Source organism: Haloarchaeobius marinus (genome assembly GCF_051207415.1).
GTDB lineage: Archaea > Halobacteriota > Halobacteria > Halobacteriales > Natrialbaceae > Haloarchaeobius.
The window spans coordinates 18703-34643 of the sequence record NZ_JBPKGD010000002.1; the positions used below are offsets into that span (position 1 = coordinate 18703).

Sequence of the window (15941 nt, forward strand, 5' to 3'; positions counted from 1 at the left end):
CGCGGTATGGACTTCGTGTTCGGAGCACTGGACATCGACAACATTTCGATGAAAAAACAGGAACCTATAACGTGGGATGGTAGCTTCGTGAGCCACAATCTCATCGAAACCACTCCAAGCAGCGGCCCAGGAATCCTCATTGACACCCGTGACGACAACGGCTGGCTGAACGTCAAAGACGCGTCAACTGACGAGTTGATTTTCCGCGTTCACGTTGCCAGCGCCGGTGGTTATTCGAAAGGGGACGTACAGACGTTCGTCGACGGGGCGGGTACTGTCGTCACAACTCCTGACGGGGCTGCCGAGTATCGGATTGGAGTGGACAATTCGGGGAACGTCACGACTACGCAAATCTGAGTGATTCGAAGGACTACAGTCCAACCCTCGCAGACCTGTTCGTCACGTACCAAATTGTGAACTCGCCGTTCGAATAGGTTCGAGCTGCGGTCTCGTCTGCGCGCACCCTGCGCAGGTCGTCCTCTGTGATGTATAGGAGGCTCGGCCACCGGTTCGTGGGTTGGTTCCGATACCACACGGTGTCTCTGGTTTTGGTGATCATGTACCCACGGCTGTCGAACAACGACCCCACACTGCCGCTCTCGGTCGCTAACCGACGTGGAAGCTGGTACGTGGGGTCATGTCGACGAAACGCCCAACGCCGATAATTCGGTGACTTGTGGTCCCCCACGACGAACATGGTGAGCTGGTGCGACATCGCGAACGACCGCGTTTGAAACTCGCCGTTCTGATGAGTGACGTGAAATTCAGCTCCAGCCATCTCGGTGTCGACAACATGCCGCTGTTCGTCGTAGATCATGAACGGGGCCAGCACCGACGCCCCAACGACCCCGAACACGAGGACACCGCGAGCGAGAGCACGTAGGACTGGCCGCTGGGTGGACTGCTCGAGCCAGTACAATCCCAGACCGATGAGGACGATCGACGCGAGCAGCGTGACCTGGTTCATCCGGTACAGGTTCGATATGATGAGGCCAAAGAGAACCATCGCGACCGCGATCCCCACGCCAAATAGATACAGCCCGACGAGGATTGTTTCGCGCTCGCTTGCGGCTCCTCGACGATATCTGTACGCGATGTACATCGCGACCAGCAGCCCGAGCCCGGGGTAGATGAGGGCGACACCGTAGTCGAGTACGATGAAGCGCCAGAACAGTTGGGCGATGGTGTAGCTGGTCTCTCCTGCGCGAGCGGCTTTTGAACTGGCGCCGGGCTCTGCAGTCACAACCCCGACGATTGCGGTTGACAGTCTCCGCTGAAACCCGAGCTGGGCCATGTACCAGGCGAAGTGCGGGAGCAGCAGTATCGCACCCCACTCAAGGGGTGGTCGTCGAATCCGCGTCCCCGTTCGGACTTCGACAGCTTGTACGGCCAGGACACCAACCCCGAACGTTCCAACGACAACGAGTGACGTCATCGGATGGATGAATACTATCGAAACCGAGAGCACTATCCCGGCGAGAAGAACCGGCACTCGGTCAGTGGCCGCCCCGGTTCGTTCCCGTTCTGCCAGTACGAGTACCAATGGGACTAACGCGAAGGACGCGAACCACGGCATAATCGAGTGCACGTATTTCGAGTACACCAAGGGAGCCGCCGCGAACACAGTATAGCGTGCCACTCGAGTCCCGAACAATAGTTTTGAGAACGCATACACTCCCATGATGAACGCAGTGTAGTACACCGCGGTGACGGTGGGCTGGAGGAGTCCAAGCCGAAGTCCACTCACGCTCGCGAGGGTTGCGAGTAACCAGTGCAGGCCCGGGTACATATTCCCTGATGGGTTCTCTCCGGTGGCGAGAATCGCTTTGACCTTTCCAAAATGCCCGAGGAGGTCGCCACGGGGCGCACTCCAGAATCGAAGCCCTGCGATGGTCGGGAAGAACCAGAACACGAGATACGAACAGACGAGGAGCACGATCCCGTACCGCCAGGCTCGATGGTTTCCTTGTGCGCCGAGATACACGAGCCACAGCCCAGCCAGGAGCGAAGCGATGAACGCCACCCACACGAACGCTGGCACCACCAGATAGAGAAGGCGAACGTATTCGTCGTGCGGTGCATAGACGACAGATCCGAGCGCGAACACGGTCACCGAGAGAGCGCCGATGATCGCGATGAGCCGCCAGTTACGGAGTGCTGGCGTCACGTTGGAACCAGATTTATTACCGCGTGGCGCCACCCCATCACGCATGGCTGGTCTGTTACGAAGGAACCCCTACAAGTCTGTTGGTATCTGTATTCTCGGCGGTGCAGGCGCTCTCGTCGACTATCTGAACGGCGTTGAGTATGGAATCGGCCTCCTCGCCGCATTCGCTGTCCTCTCCGTTGTGATGCTGGTTGACGTCTTCACTTCCTACGAGTTCTGGGTCTGAGTCACAGTTCGGCTTCGGGGAGGCTCGGGTAGAGCTCTTGGATCTCTCAGGGTTTGCGGTACACACCCCAGGTGCCGTTCTTCGACGAGGCGGCCATGTCCGCTGCGTGCACGAGGTGCTCTAGGGGCGTGCTCGGACTGGGGCCCTCGTACCACGGTCCCATGTGGGCGGCGATGGCGTCACTGACGCGGTCGTCGAGCCCCGAGTGGTCGCGGACGAGCTGGGCGGCCTGGAGGTCGTGATCGCGGTCGGCCCGATCACTCTCGGTGTACTCCTGGCCGTACTTCTGGATGTCGTGCAGGAGGACGGCCGCCCGCCCGAGGTCGGTCTCGAACTCGGTGACGCGGTCATTCTTGATGTCCTCGACGAGTATGTCAGTCGTCGGTGTTGTCGTAGCAGTCGTCGCACAACCGTGGGGTGCCGTCGCGGTCCTGGCGGATTGCGAGCTGGCGGCCGGTCTGGACGTTCACGGTTCGACCGCACGTCTCGCAGGCGATGACGCGCTCGGCATACCTGTCGAGGAGGTCCTCGAGGCCGTCCCTGCAGTGCTCGGAGATCCACGCGACCAGCGGGTCGTCGGGGCCGCTGAGTGCGTCCTCGTCGACGGGCAAGGGCTGCCAATCAGCCGTGCCGTGGTAGGTGGACTGGGTGTTCAGGTGCACGCCGGACGTCACGACCTTCAACTGGTCGCGTCGCAGGGGGACCCCGCCGTCAGGGCCGGGGATGGCGTGGTATCGACGTGTGACCTTCCATGTGCCCAGTGGGTCGTGTTCGGCGTAGATCGTCGCACTCGCCGCCCACTCGTGCCCCCAGCGCCGGCCGTGATACTCGACCTCCGTGACGGTCTCGACAGTCTCGAGGCTGCTCATCCGCAGTGGTAGCCGGTGTCGAACGGGTCGAACAACTCCCGCATGTCCCCCATGTCGACGTGAATCTGCTTGAACACCGCCTCGGCGGTCTCGGCGAACGCCTGCATCGAGTCATCGGTCACCTGCACCTCGAACGCACCGTTCGTGCCGATGAACCGCACACTCTTGACATCCTCCGCATGATCGTGAATCTCCGTCTCCTCGAGAAAACCGATATCGAGGACTGGGTTGGGCTCGGACTCCATACCACCACGTCTGTGCCGGTGTGAGGTAAGCCTGAGCCGTCCACGGTGAAACTGAAAGTGAAAGAGGCACACTACATCAACTCAGATGATCATCTATCGGCAGAGGCCAGCGCAGAGCAAAGACGATTGACTTGATTACGAGGGAGGGTATACGTACGTCTCTATCTCGTCTGAATCTGCTACTGAGTACAGCATCGTTCCTGACGGCACGGAGAGCAGGAACAGGAAACCATAGATATCGGACCCCGAAGCACCTGTGTTCAGCATCAAGGCGAAGACTGCAGAATAGGTCAACAATGGTGAAACCTGCATCTGCAAGAGTCCGAGAGCCGCGATGTCGATTACGAGGAGAGGAGCAATCAACGAGATAGCACTGTGGTTTCGGTTCTTGAACTCCTGGAGGGTGACGACATACGGGTTGGGGAGCCCGAATTCAATGATGGGGTCGTACCCGAATAGACGATCTGCGAAGAAGTGAATGTACTCATGAACTCCAATCGTAAGCGTGACCGTTAGAATTGAGGCTACTCCGATTCCGGCCACTGCCACTGGAATACTGTGCTGATCAAGTACTGTCTCAAGAGAGGAATCTAAAGCACCGAGTATGGGAAAGGCGACAAAAAGGGCGACCAGTGCTAGGATACCCGACCCAATGCTGATATTCCTTTTCCGGGCCGAGTTCTCGTTATACGATTCCGGCTTTGCAAATCCCGTCGGCGGGTCGGGGGCTGAACTCATACAGTGTCACTACAAAATCTAACTATAATTTTGTAACTCTTCCTAATAATCACGTTCAAGAAGCTACATAGAATTTTTACCATATAGAGGAATCATCAAGCAACCATGTCAGAACCAGCTTGGGCGCAAGTACTCACAATCTTCTATGAGAAGGGCGATTCAATCGAAGTTCCAATAGACGTAGCAGATATTCCTGAGGACCATATCTTAATCTCAGAGACCACACTCGATAGTGGGGAAGTAGTTCAAGCATACAACTTTCTCGAAGAACAAGGATTAGTTAAGCGCGATTGGGAGCCGGAGTCTCAAAAGGGGGAGGATGTCTTTGAAGCGAGGACGGTATCGCTCAAACCCGAAGGTTTCAGTGTAGCTCACGATCGGGAACATGCACTTGAGAGTCAGAAGAATAGCTCAGCTGTGGCTCTGCTAACTGGCGTCTTAGCTTGGACAGCACTTGTTCAAGTCTTGATTGCGTGGACGGCAAGTAATCTCACGGGGATGGATGAAGTGGTGATTGGAGGAATCATAATGATTACAACGATTCTGTTGGCTTACTCCTGGTACAGAATCGGGGTTACAGGAGCTTTCGATATATAATATAGCACGGGCTGGGTGTGGAGATTACCCTTGTCTGACATAGGTGGTATACTAGCACAATTAGAATTTAGTCTACACTCACCGCCCGTGGTGGCATTGCAACGACTCGGTTCCAATTCTCGGATATAATCATGCGGAGATTTGGGTTAGTCGACGAGGTTGGAGATGGCGTGTTCTGAGAGAATGATGTTGCGGCCGTAGCGTGAGATGCCGTCGTCGCCGGCGAGCTGGGTGAGGAACTGGGTGAGGTCGTCGAGGTAGGTTTTGGAGCGGACTTCGCGGATGCCGTAGCGGTAGCTGGCGCTGTGGTCGCGTTCGGTGGCACGGTTCAGGAGGTAGATGCGGGCGAACTCGCGCTGGTGGAAGCGGTAGACGTCGTCGAGCCACCCTGGGAGGGTGAGGTCGTCCTGGTCGGCTTTTTCGCCGACGGGTGCGCCGGCGGCGGCGAGGACGCGCCCGACGAGTGTGGGGTTGCCCTCGACGCGGACTTCGACTGCACGGCCTTCCTCGCGCTGGATGACGGTCGGGGTGGCGCCGAATTCGTCGAAGGCGGTTTCGATAACGGTCAGGTCGATCGTGTCCGGGCCGGTGTCTGTGCGGCGGATGGCGAAGCTCGGGGTGTAGTTGGTGTCGGCGATGCTGCCGCCGGAGTAGATCCAGGCGACGAGTTTGATGAGGCCGCTGGCGGTGTCGGTGCCGGGGGCGATGTCGAGCCAGCCGTGCTTGCGGGCGCGGTCGATGGCACGGACGGGATCGGGTTTCCCATCGCTGTCGACCCATGAGCGGATGCGGCCGCGTGGGAGTTCGAGCGCGCTCGCGACGGCGCTACTGCCTTTGTCGGGGTGGCGGGAGGCGTAGGATTTGACTTCGCGGTATTGTTGGACGCGCTCCCAGGGTGTGAGGCCGCGCTGTGTCGCGAAGGTGTTGGCGAGGTCGCGCTCGGTGACGAGTGCCATGGGTGTTTTCAGTTTGAGTAAACGCCCGCAGGTGTTTATAGTGTCTGGCGGTCTCGCGACCTAGTTGGCAGGGTCGTTGATGCGACCTGCTACGCGGCTCTCACGCCAAGCTCGCGGCGCAAGCGTTCGGTGGTGGTTACCCGTGGGTTTCTGACTCGAGTGGTGGCGCGCGCGCGAGTCAATGGTAATCTCTCCCGGATAGGTAGTACATAATACTGTTGGCTGAAAAACTGGAATAATCTCTCATCTGACCATTGAACAAAGTGGTATCGGGGTATCGGTTCTGAACTAGTGGTTCTGTGAGTGTTGAAACGTCTCGCGGCGTTTCAATAGGGGCTTGACAGCACCCAAGTACGGTCAAAAATTGGTTTGTAACGTTGCATTATACTATGATAAATGAGGTATTGAGGTAGTTTTATGACAACCGGACATACTGGGTCGGGTAACGCCAGCAGGCGGACTCCGGCTCTACCGTGTGGGAAGGGCCCACCGCCTGGATGGTGTGGGAAACAACAACAAAGGCATACACATGGATCTGAAACAACTCTTCACAGACGACGACGCAGTATCACCAGTCATAGGGGTCATACTCATGGTCGCCATTACCGTCATCCTCGCCGCCGTCATCGGCGCATTCGTCCTCAATATCGGCGGTAATCAAGAAGCAGCACCACAAGTTCAATTTGGATTCGCCTACGATACATCCGGAACCACCAGCACTGTCGAAATCTCGCACGAGGGTGGCCAAACGGTGGATTCAAGCCAGCTCTCTGTCGGCGGTAATGGCGTAGATGTTTCCTCGTGTTCCACTGCTTCCGGAACGTATAGTGCAGGTGCTACGATATGGACCTGCGATCTAGCAGGAAGCCCCGGTGATGAGGTTATAGTCACGTGGACGGCAGAATCGGGCGACACGAGCCAGATAGTCGGTGAGTCGAATCGGCCATAACAATGCAAATTAGAAACCTGTTCACGGACGACGACGCAGTATCACCGGTCATAGGGGTCATACTCATGGTCGCCATTACCGTGATCCTCGCCGCCGTCATCGGCGCATTCGTCCTCAATATCGGCGACGGTCAGGAAACGGCTCCCCAGGCCAGTTGGGGCTACTCGTTTGAGGAGGGCTCAACAGATGGCTGGATGAACGACGCGGGCGAATCGGTCATCATCTCACATGAGGGAGGTGGCGTAGTTGATACGTCGACTCTCAATTACGTGGTCAGTGGTGAAGCCGTCGACAGTGCGGACGTTTCAACGTCTGCTGCCAGTTCCAGTCTAAATGCAGGTGGTACCATCACAATCGAGCTCGGTACTGCTACAAGCGCTGGGGGTAATGTGGATACCACCTACACGACTGCCCCAGCTGCGGGCGATGATGTTGAGGTCGTTTGGACCTCCAGTAGCGGCGACACGACTCAGATAATCGCGACGGGCACGCTACCCTGAGGTCCGGTAGATATTCCACTTCTTTTTTTAGTGCAGCACTAGCCCCAGTAGCTATATTCCTCGGTTGAGGCGGGTGGATATGGTCAGTTCATCCACGGCGTTCAGTCTCTCTGGGGTCGTCGACGAATTCGTAGAGGCCGCGTGATACCTTTCGAATCCATCCAGCATCGTTCAGTCGGCGGAGTTGGTACTCGACGTTTGGTTTTTCCATCCCGGTTTCGTCGATGACGTAGCGTGGGTTTGCTCGCCCCCACGGGTTGCCGGAGTCTCGTCCTTGTTTGAAGATGTCGAGGACGTTGTCGCAGGCCTCGGTGGGTTCGAAGTCTTCGTTTGGCATTGATATGCTACGCATAGTGAACCTCACACCGTAATTCACACCCATATGCAATAAGCTACGCCCCACAGTCTGATTAGCACTATGTAATACATAGTTTTATTATCCCAGCAGTTCTACTATCAGGTAGAGCACGAGCCCGCTGAGAAGCGGCCCGGCGTTGGCGCGCCGGACCAGTGCTCTGGGAATACAGAGCAATGAGCACTACGAACTCACGGACGCAAGAACGTACCGCTGTTCGACCACGCTATATCGCGCTCGGTATCGACGCCGAGGGATCACACCACGTGTACCGTACCCCCGACGAAACCGTGTTCGTCATCACCCCCACGGGCGACGTCGAGTTCCGCCAGTCTGTCCAGAACCGTGGCGTCGACGCCTGGATGGAGCACACCAGGGAAGCCCGCGGCTGGACTAGCCAGGAGTACTACACGACGCTCGGCCGTGCGCTCGCTGCCAACATCGAGGTGCAGGACTGATGACGCTGCGGTGCGCGCAGTGTGGGAGTTACGCGCTCTCGATCACCAGTCAGTCCTACACCGACACACGGGCATTCGAGTCCTACGAGTGCGACGACTGCGGCGCGACGGGGTCGCTCACCCACCACGACAACCCAGCCCGAACGAGCCTCTCAGGCAGTCTCGAGCGTGACCACCAATGAGACCGGACTCACTGTGGGTCGAATGGGAGACCACCGACGGCCGCCGCCGTCGAGAGCGGTTCGAGCCCGCCACGTCGGTGGCGGACGCCCACCCGGACGCAGAGATGGTGCGGTTCGCGGAAGTCTACGACGAGGACGCCGACGCCTGGCATCCGGTCGGCAACGAGGACGTCGTCGACTGCCGTGTGGACATGAACGGCGTTCCCCGCAGCGGTGTGGAGGTGTTCCGCGGCCCATGAGCACCGCCACGCACACCCCCGCGAGCAGTGGTGTGGTCGACCTCAGTACGCGCGAGGTGCGTGCGCTCACGCGGCCGATGATCGTCGTCGAGGACGACCCCCAGACCTGGGACGCGGACGAGGTCGTCGTGTACCATGAGGACCGCGCGCACGTCGTGAATCCCGTGCTGGGGTTCTGTGACTGTGCGGACGCCCACTACCGCAACGTGCGCTGCCAGCACCTCCACCGCGCCGACTACGCACTCGGCCGGAAGCAAGTCCCTGGCTGGGTGGACTACGACCAACTCGACGGCCTGCTCCGCCGGCGGCTCGACGTGGAGGGTGCCCGATGACGGTACACGTCGACGAAGACGGCGGTCGGTCGGTGACCGACCCCGACACGCACTTCACGATCTTGCGGACGAGTCGGAATCGGCCGACGAGCGAACTGCAGTGCGACGAATGCGACGCCACCGGACGCGGGCTCGAGGACATCGACCACGACCAGGACTGCAGTCAAGCGAATATCCGCTGACCAACTACGACCTGTTGGCCCTGTTGAAACCATCAGAACCTAACGAGAACCGCGTGCTGAGAGGGTGTATTCAGCAAACAGTCATCCATGACCCGTGTTGCTGAACAAGCTAACTGACCGGGACCACGAATAAATCACCGGCATTTCTTTCAATCCTTCGTATCACTCTCAATTTCTAAAAGCAATGTGACCACTCAAAGGGAACAAAGATAAGTTTCATCTCATCATACAACTGGGCTGACGTGATTGTTGAACTTCTCTCCAGCGTCGTCAGAGATCTACTTATTTTCAGCTTGTTCCTCTATTTTTTCCGCTACCGATTCTTCGTCGAGTCCGTCAATAAAATCCTGAGGCTAACAATTCTTGTTCTAATAGTCTCTGCAGGTGTCTTGGTTGGGACGATTCGTCTTGCACCCAAGGTAGTCAAAGGTCTGGTGAAAGGAGTCGGAACAGTCTTTCTTGCAGTGATCCTCGGAGCGGTCTATCTGTTAACATGGGTTGTTCCTTCTATCGGGGGGAGGATTCAACGAATTAGGTACTGGATAGATGATGGCCTGATTGTCTCTCATTTTGATTCAGAGGCCCGGAGACTCCGTGGAATACTAGTTGAGATTGCAGCGGAGAGTGATGACCGGGAAATTGAATTTGATGATCCGGAGCGGTACAGAACGGAACTCAGCGAGGTCAAAGAGGATGCGAAGACCCGACTTGAAGATGGGGAGACGGCTCTCTCGATTCTGCTAGGGGCAGTATTGATTACTGCAAAAGTAGCGGGGATACAGATTTTTGAAATCCGTCTTTACGGCATTCCAGCTTCACTATTGGTAGAAACGTGGTTGTTGGTGATCGCAGTTTCAATTATTTACCGAGTGTCGATAATGGATTTCTTAGCTTACTCTCCGAATCATGAGTTCAAGTCAGTCAAGGAGATGGATACAGCATTAGCATATCAAAAAGCAGTATGCATAGTCAGCGTTGTTCAAGGATTGACTCTGGTGATGATCTTCGTCTACAGTGTGTCGAATGTAAGGACTAGTATTGTAAAATCGGTTCTAAGAAACGTTTACTCCGACGGGATGGCGGCAAGAGATTGGCTTCCAATGGCTTGGAGGATGCTTAGAGAAAATGATGAAGAGGATGGGTCTGATGGATGAAGAAAGTCCTCGCCAGCAATAACGACCGTGTGACCGATTCGCCCCCTGTTTAGTCGGTACGCTCTTGTTCGCCTATCATCAGTTGATGGCCTCAACAGGGCTGACTCGTGTTATTCGACGGTGGTCTGCCTCGGCTGGCCGGAATTGCAGGGTGGGTTTATATGTTGTTGACACGTCGAGTCGAGAGCATGATAACCGACTCCCGGGTGTTCGACGACGAGCACATGCCCGCGATTCTCGAGCATCGCGACCAGGAGGTCGGCCAACTCAGCCGCGCCTGGACCCCCGTCTCCAGTGCAGACGACGTCCTCCTGTACGGCCCCAGCGGGGTCGGCAAAACCGTCCTCACCAAACACACCCTCGGCCGGCTCACCAAGGCCCGCACCACCCCGCACGCCCACGTCGAAACCATGGGTCAGACCACCGGGGACGTCCTCCGTGACCTCCTCGGCCAGATCGGCGGCCACCCCGTCGGGAACGAAACAGTTGAGGACCTCACGTGGACGGTGCGCAACCACCTCGACGAACCCGGCATCTGCGTTCTAGACGAAGCCGACGACCTCCCCGGCACCGACACCCTCGACGCCCTGACCAGCATCGACAACCTCTCACTGGTCGTGATTTGTCACGACGAGCAGCGCTGGCTCGGGTGTGCCGACCCTGCCGTTCAGCATCGGTTCTCCGTCGAGGGCACCGAGCTCGAACTCCGCCGGTACCACGTCGACGAACTCGCAGACATCCTCGAAGCCAGAGCCGAACTCGGCCTCCGCGACGACGTCTGGACACGCACCCAGCTCGAACGCATCGCTGACGACGTCGCCGGCGTCGCCCGTGTTGGCATCCAGGCGTTGTTCGCGGCGGCCGAACTCGCGACCAACCGCGGCCACGAACGCATCGAACCCGAAGACATCCGCGACTCCTACGACCGCGCCCGCCACCGCATCCGCCAAGAAAACCTCTCCTCACTCCCATACCACCACCACGTACTCTATGAATTGATTCGAAACGCTGGCGAAATGCGATCCGCCGTTCTTCACGACCGGTACAATCAGTTATCGGATTCCCTCTATCAGGATCGGGCCCAGACTCCGATTGGAGAGCGAAGTCGGCGAAACAAGCTTTCAAAACTCGCAAGCTACGACCTCGTTGAGGTCGTTGGGGAACGCGCTAATCGTCGCTATAGCGTCGTCGACCCAGGTGTGAAGTCCGCACTTGACATTCTCAGTGTGAAAAAACAGAACTGATCGAAATCGCCTTTCTGGAGCCTGTTAGTAACGGCTGGATTGTAGATAGACGACGATCGCGGTTATGCCCGCAACCAAGAGCATGAAGAAGGTGATTCCTGCAGATACAGAACCTGGCAGACTGCTTGTGATGAGGTTCCAGAGTGTGATGAACGCCAGGAAGACCAACGCACCTAACACTGCTGCTAATGCGTCAGCCATGACGTTCACCACACTGGACATCGGTTCTCGTTCGATGCGGTATTATTGTGCGCATCATTCATTTCATCGGCGGATAATTACTTAGTACGGGGACGAAAACGCCGATTCGTCGAATGGAGAACGGTGTTCCGCGAATGGAGAACTGCGTTCCAATGATGTGAAAATCCATTATGACTGTACCAGAAGGGGAACTTCCAGAAGAAATCGAATCACGGATTGAGGAGCCAAATTTTGATAAAGATTTGACTCAACGGCAGGTAGCTCTTGAGTTCTATCATGGCAATCGACCATACTATAATATCACGAAGATGAGGGCAGCTCTGGGGACCAGTAAAAGTCGCGATACTGTCGGGAATCGTCTTTCAGAACTCTACGATAGAGATGTGTTAGAAAAAGAAGAAATAAACAACGGCGATATTTATTGGCTCTCCAATGAAGACACCAGATGGCCATCTCCGCCAGACGCTGATCTTTCAGCGACCGATGACGGGATTTCCGTATCTGAATGGCGGAAATTAATTCATGTGAGAGTATCTGCCATTGCAATCGGGTGGGCGATTCTGGGAACTGCAATTACGCTGGTGGGTGTATTTCAAACTGGAGGACACTACCAACTACCCCTCACAGCAACCGAATTAATCTCGATTGGTCTTGGTTTGGGGATTTTCAGTTATCTAGGGTTGTTCTTAGCTGGAGTCGCCTGGGTCTTTGACATCGAGGAGATAGAGCAGCTGGACCCCTTCTAATCCCTCTCGGAAGTATAGCCCCATTCTTTTTATATGGGGATTGTGGTCATGGTATGGCCACGTCAACACAACAGGCCACAACAGTCGAGGTGTACGGCGGTCGCGAAGTCGAAGTCCGACGAGTCTGGCGAAGGGGCGACACCGTCCGACTCGACATTCGCTGTGGAGCCCGCTGGGTCGTCGACATCAGTCGATTCACGACCAGCGCAGACGACGTCGACGTCGTCACCACTTGGAACACGGACGGCCAGCTCGCAGACGTCCCGCTGCCCGAGTGGATCGATGACCTCCTGATGCGACTCCGATAGAAAATGCGGGGACTACTCGACGTCGTCGACGGGCTCGAGCGTGGAGGCGTCGACCTCTTCGTCGAGCCACCCGTGTCCCAGGTCTGTGATGCGATACAGGCCTCTGTCGACACGTTCGAGCAGGCCGTATTTGGTGAGTTCGCGACAGCGGTCTCCAGCGTAGTCTCTGGAGATGGGGAGACGCGGGATGTCGCCCTCTTTCGAGAGCGCTCGAGGCGTCATGTTCCCCTCGTCGCGAATCAGTTCCAGGATGCGGGCGTCGGTTGGCGACCGCATCCATTCGGCGTCTTTCCGCACTGTGGTACGCTCTGCGGGAGTTGCACTCATAGGGCCACCGGTATGGTTCACAGTTCACGCTACTCCCCTTTAGAAGTTCGGTCACTAGCTGGAGAATATCCAGCTACTCACGGGAAACTATTAGTGAATAGAGCCTGAACGTTGGGCTGGAAGTCACTCACCACTGGCGCTTCTCATGAAGGAAGTGCCCGGGTGTTGGAGCACCCGGACGGTGGCTTCCAACCCTGCAAGGGGAATTCGAAGCCATGACAAACAAGAACGAGCGGGGATTTAAACAATGCCCCACGACCAGCGGTATCGACATTGCTCGCCACTCGGGCGAGCGTGAGACTGGCGACGCCGTTGCTGGTGTCGGAAAAACGCAACCGCGCAAGGACGCGGCTGAAACGCAGAGAGGTTGTGCAGGCCGATCTGGTCCTGCAGTCGAAGACACGGACCCCGGTGCCATAACGACTCCCGGTTCGGGCACCCGCCTGGTCGCCGACGGTGGGCGTGTGGTGTCTGCGTTCGAGCGCGCCCGCGACGCCGTCACCGGCGACAACACGGGTACCAGCAGCGTCGACATCGGTGTCGACGATGCGCTCGGGTTGCTCGCGAACAGCCGGCGGCGTCACGTCATCCAGGCGCTCGCCGCCACGAGCGATGGCGAGCTCCACATCAGTGACGTCTCACGGCGGATCGCTGCCCACGAGTGCGACACCACCCCGGACGCGGTGACCGGTGAAGAGCGCAAGCGCGTGTACGTCGCGCTCTACCAGTCCCACCTCGACAAACTCGACAAGGCGGGTGCACTCGAGTACACCAAACGTAGCGGGAGCATCACGGCGACGCCCGCAACACACGTGCTCGCCAGCATCGTCCACGACGTCACCACCACCATCGGAGGTGACGTGTAATGGCGACTGAAGCGACCGACGAGGACGTCACCGAGAGTGTGCGCGCGCTCGCGTCGGACGGTGCGCTCGACCGGCTCGACGAGGGCGACACGGTCGACCTGCGGTACCGGCCGCGGGAGGTACGACCGTTCTCGGACGAGCGACTCATGGTGACCGGCGAGGTCACGGACCTGAGTTCGGCCGTCGACCCAACGCGCGAGCACAGCGGCGCCACCATCACTACTGACGACGCCCAGTACCGCGTCTGGTGGAATGGGACCGTCGGACACCGCGAAACCCAGAGTGGCCTGTGGACCGAGGTCGGCACCAACGCCCGCATCCACTACCAGCGAGGTGACGACTGATGGCGGCCGTCACGCCAACCACACGGTTGCACTACGCGAGCGGTCGCGGCGGCCACTCCGGGACCAACAGACGGCTGCACGTCGACCCCGAGTGCGCGGGCCTGAAACACACGCCGTGCGTGACCGAGTGCAGTCTCGACTCCCGGCCACGGGGGCTGTTGTGCTCGCTGTGCACACCACAGGACCTCGACATGGACAGCCTCCCCGAGGGCCTCGAGGTTGCGACCAACGAGTCCTACGACCGCGAGAAGAAATTCACCTGTCCGAAGTGCCACGAAGAGTGGGCAAACCTCCCCGTGCACATGCGTGCCTGCAGTGGAACCGACGGGGGTGAGGCGTAATGTGGCCGACGTACATCGACGCCGTCGTCACCCGCCTCACCAACACGCCACGACCCGAGCACCAGCTCGCAGCCATCCCGGCGCTGACCGACGAAACCACGTTCGCACCCCGGAGTGAGGCAGACCCCGAGTCTGCGCTCGCGACGAAGTACCGGACTGACGCCTGGATCACGAGCGACCAGGTCGTCGCCCTCGAGGAGGTGCGCTAGCGATGGCACGCGCGTACTGCGAGGTCTGTGACACCGAGCACACCGGGTCGCTCGTCGACGTCAGTGACTGGACGGACCGCCACCAGCGCAAAGAACAACACTACGACATCCAGATCGAACGCGCCGCCACCGACGGCGGCACCTCTGTCGTTCCGGGGCCGGCCCCGACCGCCTCCCGAGCCCCGGTGGCTGACGGCGGCTGGCCGACCGGCACGCCCTGCCCGGAGTGTGGCGAGCCCATGGACGTCGGCGCAGTCAGCACGCCCGGCGACTCGATCACGTGGCAGCAGTGCGACGAATGCGGGCTCGGCTGGGGCCCATTCACCGGCTACGTCACCCTCGACAGCGAGAACGACGACACGCCGGCTGTGACTGACGGCGGGGTCACGATCTGTGACGCGTGCCAGACGCCCATCACTGGGGCGGTGTACCGTGACCAGCGTGGTGAACCCATCCACCCGGACTGTGGCGGCCAGCTCCGAACCGACGGCGCTGGCACCGACTGGACCACCGAACACCACTGCGACATCTGCAACACCGGCTTCGACGACCTCACCGACCTCGTCACCCACGACTGCACCCCCACCAGGGGAGGTGACGCATGATGTCGGTCCGTTACACGACTGGCTGGCACGAACACGTCAACGTCCACACCGTCCGTGCGATGGCCGGCGTCGCCGACCAGGACTCCCGGTGCGAGAACGGCAGCGAAGGCTGCCCCGGCCCCAACTCGGACACTGGCGCAATCCCCTGCTGGCAGTGCATGGTCCAGGGAGGTGACTCATCGTGATTCCGCGCGTCCGTCGCGAGGCCCACCGTCTTCGCAACATCTGGCGGCCGTCGCGAGCGTCCTGGTCCTACCACTACCAGCTCGCAAGCCGGGCCGGTTCGGGCCCAATCAGTGCTATCGCCGACCTCGCGACGATGACCCACCACTGGCAGAACCATGCCCTCGCCGAAGGCGCCAGCATCCACGGCGAACCGATGATGAACCACGACGACCGCGAGGACCTCCCCACCACTACTGCAGGCGATTTCGCATGAGCACGACCGATCAGACCACGACGAGTACGACCGACACAAAGACACCCGAGGAGATCGTCGCCGACCACGGCCCGGCCATCCGAGAAATGGCGCGGGAGGACACCGCCATGGCCCCGGTCGCTCGAGCACTGCTCCACGCAGCAGGTGAGACCGATGACTGAC

At 58.6% G+C, this 15941-nt stretch carries 30 protein-coding genes; 22 read left to right on the forward strand and 8 right to left on the reverse strand.

The genetic code is table 11. From position 1 onward, the window contains the following. The first annotated feature begins 6 nt into the window (after positions 1-6). Positions 7-357, forward strand: coding sequence for a hypothetical protein (locus ACSC1W_RS06045; RefSeq protein WP_435346036.1), 351 nt, complete (start codon positions 7-9; stop codon positions 355-357). Positions 358-370: 13 nt separating this feature from the next. Here the strand turns inward: ACSC1W_RS06045 and ACSC1W_RS06050 are convergent, their stop codons facing one another. Then, complete coding sequence (locus tag ACSC1W_RS06050) at positions 371-2167, reverse strand: hypothetical protein (protein ID WP_435346037.1); 1797 nt, start codon at positions 2165-2167, stop codon at positions 371-373. Positions 2168-2210: 43 nt separating this feature from the next. On the opposite strand from ACSC1W_RS06050, the gene ACSC1W_RS06055 reads away from it, so the two are divergent. After that, the gene (locus ACSC1W_RS06055) at positions 2211-2393 is read left to right on the forward strand and encodes a hypothetical protein (RefSeq protein WP_435346038.1); all 183 of its coding nucleotides are present in this window, start codon (positions 2211-2213) and stop codon (positions 2391-2393) included. Between the two features lie 46 nt (positions 2394-2439). On the opposite strand, the gene ACSC1W_RS06060 is transcribed toward ACSC1W_RS06055, so the two are convergent. From ACSC1W_RS06060 to ACSC1W_RS06075, 4 genes are all read right to left on the reverse strand, one after another. Then, the gene (locus ACSC1W_RS06060) at positions 2440-2766 is read right to left on the reverse strand and encodes an HD domain-containing protein (protein ID WP_435347666.1); all 327 of its coding nucleotides are present in this window, start codon (positions 2764-2766) and stop codon (positions 2440-2442) included. Between the two features lies 1 nt (position 2767). Next, positions 2768-3262 carry a hypothetical protein gene (locus ACSC1W_RS06065; RefSeq protein ID WP_435346039.1) on the reverse strand — a complete coding sequence of 165 codons (495 nt, stop codon included), beginning with the start codon at positions 3260-3262 and terminating at the stop codon, positions 2768-2770. Beyond that, positions 3259-3507 carry a hypothetical protein gene (locus tag ACSC1W_RS06070; protein ID WP_435346040.1) on the reverse strand — a complete coding sequence of 83 codons (249 nt, stop codon included), beginning with the start codon at positions 3505-3507 and terminating at the stop codon, positions 3259-3261. Before ACSC1W_RS06070 ends, ACSC1W_RS06065 begins: the two co-directional genes overlap by 4 nt. A gap of 135 nt (positions 3508-3642) precedes the next feature. Next, entirely contained in the window at positions 3643-4245 is a 603-nt protein-coding gene (locus ACSC1W_RS06075; RefSeq protein ID WP_435346041.1) for a DUF3267 domain-containing protein, read from the reverse strand. Positions 4246-4350: 105 nt separating this feature from the next. Here ACSC1W_RS06075 and ACSC1W_RS06080 point away from each other — a divergent pair, with 105 nt between their 5' ends. Further along, the gene (locus ACSC1W_RS06080) at positions 4351-4842 is read left to right on the forward strand and encodes a hypothetical protein (protein WP_435346042.1); all 492 of its coding nucleotides are present in this window, start codon (positions 4351-4353) and stop codon (positions 4840-4842) included. A 146-nt stretch (positions 4843-4988) separates the two neighbouring features. Here ACSC1W_RS06080 and ACSC1W_RS06085 read toward each other — a convergent pair whose 3' ends face one another. Next, positions 4989-5798, reverse strand: a complete 810-nt coding sequence (locus ACSC1W_RS06085; protein WP_435346043.1) for a hypothetical protein — start codon at positions 5796-5798, stop codon at positions 4989-4991. Between the two features lie 529 nt (positions 5799-6327). Here ACSC1W_RS06085 and ACSC1W_RS06090 point away from each other — a divergent pair. Next, on the forward strand, positions 6328-6747 hold the full coding sequence (locus ACSC1W_RS06090; RefSeq protein WP_435346044.1) for a type IV pilin domain-containing protein: 420 nt from the start codon (positions 6328-6330) through the stop codon (positions 6745-6747). Positions 6748-6749: 2 nt separating this feature from the next. After that, positions 6750-7247, forward strand: a complete 498-nt coding sequence (locus ACSC1W_RS06095; RefSeq protein WP_435346045.1) for a type IV pilin domain-containing protein — start codon at positions 6750-6752, stop codon at positions 7245-7247. A gap of 88 nt (positions 7248-7335) precedes the next feature. On the opposite strand, the gene ACSC1W_RS06100 is transcribed toward ACSC1W_RS06095, so the two are convergent. Continuing rightward, a complete protein-coding gene (locus ACSC1W_RS06100) occupies positions 7336-7584 on the reverse strand; it encodes an ArsR family transcriptional regulator (RefSeq protein WP_435346046.1) in 249 nt (82 codons plus the stop codon). Positions 7585-7868: 284 nt separating this feature from the next. Here ACSC1W_RS06100 and ACSC1W_RS06105 point away from each other — a divergent pair, with 284 nt between their 5' ends. The 9 genes from ACSC1W_RS06105 to ACSC1W_RS06145 all read left to right on the forward strand — a co-directional run bounded on the left by ACSC1W_RS06105 (position 7869) and on the right by ACSC1W_RS06145 (position 12648). Further along, positions 7869-8060 carry a hypothetical protein gene (locus ACSC1W_RS06105; RefSeq protein WP_435346047.1) on the forward strand — a complete coding sequence of 64 codons (192 nt, stop codon included), beginning with the start codon at positions 7869-7871 and terminating at the stop codon, positions 8058-8060. Then, positions 8060-8242 carry a hypothetical protein gene (locus tag ACSC1W_RS06110; protein ID WP_435346048.1) on the forward strand — a complete coding sequence of 61 codons (183 nt, stop codon included), beginning with the start codon at positions 8060-8062 and terminating at the stop codon, positions 8240-8242. Before ACSC1W_RS06105 ends, ACSC1W_RS06110 begins: the two co-directional genes overlap by 1 nt. Then, positions 8239-8481 carry a hypothetical protein gene (locus tag ACSC1W_RS06115; RefSeq protein ID WP_435346049.1) on the forward strand — a complete coding sequence of 81 codons (243 nt, stop codon included), beginning with the start codon at positions 8239-8241 and terminating at the stop codon, positions 8479-8481. Before ACSC1W_RS06110 ends, ACSC1W_RS06115 begins: the two co-directional genes overlap by 4 nt. Further along, positions 8478-8813: a hypothetical protein gene (locus tag ACSC1W_RS06120; RefSeq protein ID WP_435346050.1), complete on the forward strand. Its 336-nt coding sequence runs from the start codon at positions 8478-8480 to the stop codon at positions 8811-8813. Before ACSC1W_RS06115 ends, ACSC1W_RS06120 begins: the two co-directional genes overlap by 4 nt. Beyond that, positions 8810-8995 (forward strand): hypothetical protein, encoded by a 186-nt coding sequence (locus ACSC1W_RS06125; protein ID WP_435346051.1) that lies wholly within the window; start codon positions 8810-8812, stop codon positions 8993-8995. Before ACSC1W_RS06120 ends, ACSC1W_RS06125 begins: the two co-directional genes overlap by 4 nt. A gap of 242 nt (positions 8996-9237) precedes the next feature. Further along, positions 9238-10149 carry a hypothetical protein gene (locus tag ACSC1W_RS06130; RefSeq protein ID WP_435346052.1) on the forward strand — a complete coding sequence of 304 codons (912 nt, stop codon included), beginning with the start codon at positions 9238-9240 and terminating at the stop codon, positions 10147-10149. Positions 10150-10337: 188 nt separating this feature from the next. Further along, entirely contained in the window at positions 10338-11393 is a 1056-nt protein-coding gene (locus ACSC1W_RS06135; RefSeq protein WP_435346053.1) for a Cdc6/Cdc18 family protein, read from the forward strand. Between the two features lie 371 nt (positions 11394-11764). Further along, positions 11765-12340: a hypothetical protein gene (locus ACSC1W_RS06140; protein ID WP_435346054.1), complete on the forward strand. Its 576-nt coding sequence runs from the start codon at positions 11765-11767 to the stop codon at positions 12338-12340. Between the two features lie 53 nt (positions 12341-12393). Further along, a complete protein-coding gene (locus ACSC1W_RS06145; protein ID WP_435346055.1) occupies positions 12394-12648 on the forward strand; it encodes a hypothetical protein in 255 nt (84 codons plus the stop codon). A 12-nt stretch (positions 12649-12660) separates the two neighbouring features. Here ACSC1W_RS06145 and ACSC1W_RS06150 read toward each other — a convergent pair whose 3' ends face one another. Next, positions 12661-12975: a hypothetical protein gene (locus tag ACSC1W_RS06150; protein ID WP_492764719.1), complete on the reverse strand. Its 315-nt coding sequence runs from the start codon at positions 12973-12975 to the stop codon at positions 12661-12663. Between the two features lie 467 nt (positions 12976-13442). On the opposite strand from ACSC1W_RS06150, the gene ACSC1W_RS06155 reads away from it, so the two are divergent. The 8 genes from ACSC1W_RS06155 to ACSC1W_RS06190 are packed head-to-tail and all read left to right on the forward strand — an operon-like array spanning position 13443 to position 15940. Then, positions 13443-13841 carry a DUF7344 domain-containing protein gene (locus ACSC1W_RS06155; RefSeq protein ID WP_435346057.1) on the forward strand — a complete coding sequence of 133 codons (399 nt, stop codon included), beginning with the start codon at positions 13443-13445 and terminating at the stop codon, positions 13839-13841. Next, positions 13841-14185 carry a hypothetical protein gene (locus ACSC1W_RS06160; RefSeq protein WP_435346058.1) on the forward strand — a complete coding sequence of 115 codons (345 nt, stop codon included), beginning with the start codon at positions 13841-13843 and terminating at the stop codon, positions 14183-14185. The genes ACSC1W_RS06155 and ACSC1W_RS06160 overlap by 1 nt, the downstream gene beginning before the upstream one ends. Beyond that, a complete protein-coding gene (locus ACSC1W_RS06165; protein WP_435346059.1) occupies positions 14185-14526 on the forward strand; it encodes a hypothetical protein in 342 nt (113 codons plus the stop codon). Before ACSC1W_RS06160 ends, ACSC1W_RS06165 begins: the two co-directional genes overlap by 1 nt. Next, the gene (locus ACSC1W_RS06170) at positions 14526-14735 is read left to right on the forward strand and encodes a hypothetical protein (protein ID WP_435346060.1); all 210 of its coding nucleotides are present in this window, start codon (positions 14526-14528) and stop codon (positions 14733-14735) included. Before ACSC1W_RS06165 ends, ACSC1W_RS06170 begins: the two co-directional genes overlap by 1 nt. A 2-nt stretch (positions 14736-14737) precedes the next feature. Then, positions 14738-15340 carry a hypothetical protein gene (locus ACSC1W_RS06175; protein ID WP_435346061.1) on the forward strand — a complete coding sequence of 201 codons (603 nt, stop codon included), beginning with the start codon at positions 14738-14740 and terminating at the stop codon, positions 15338-15340. Beyond that, complete coding sequence (locus tag ACSC1W_RS06180; RefSeq protein WP_435346062.1) at positions 15337-15525, forward strand: hypothetical protein; 189 nt, start codon at positions 15337-15339, stop codon at positions 15523-15525. Before ACSC1W_RS06175 ends, ACSC1W_RS06180 begins: the two co-directional genes overlap by 4 nt. Then, complete coding sequence (locus tag ACSC1W_RS06185) at positions 15522-15779, forward strand: hypothetical protein (RefSeq protein WP_435346063.1); 258 nt, start codon at positions 15522-15524, stop codon at positions 15777-15779. The genes ACSC1W_RS06180 and ACSC1W_RS06185 overlap by 4 nt, the downstream gene beginning before the upstream one ends. After that, positions 15776-15940, forward strand: coding sequence for a hypothetical protein (locus ACSC1W_RS06190; RefSeq protein ID WP_435346064.1), 165 nt, complete (start codon positions 15776-15778; stop codon positions 15938-15940). The genes ACSC1W_RS06185 and ACSC1W_RS06190 overlap by 4 nt, the downstream gene beginning before the upstream one ends. The last annotated feature ends 1 nt before the right edge of the window (position 15941 follow it).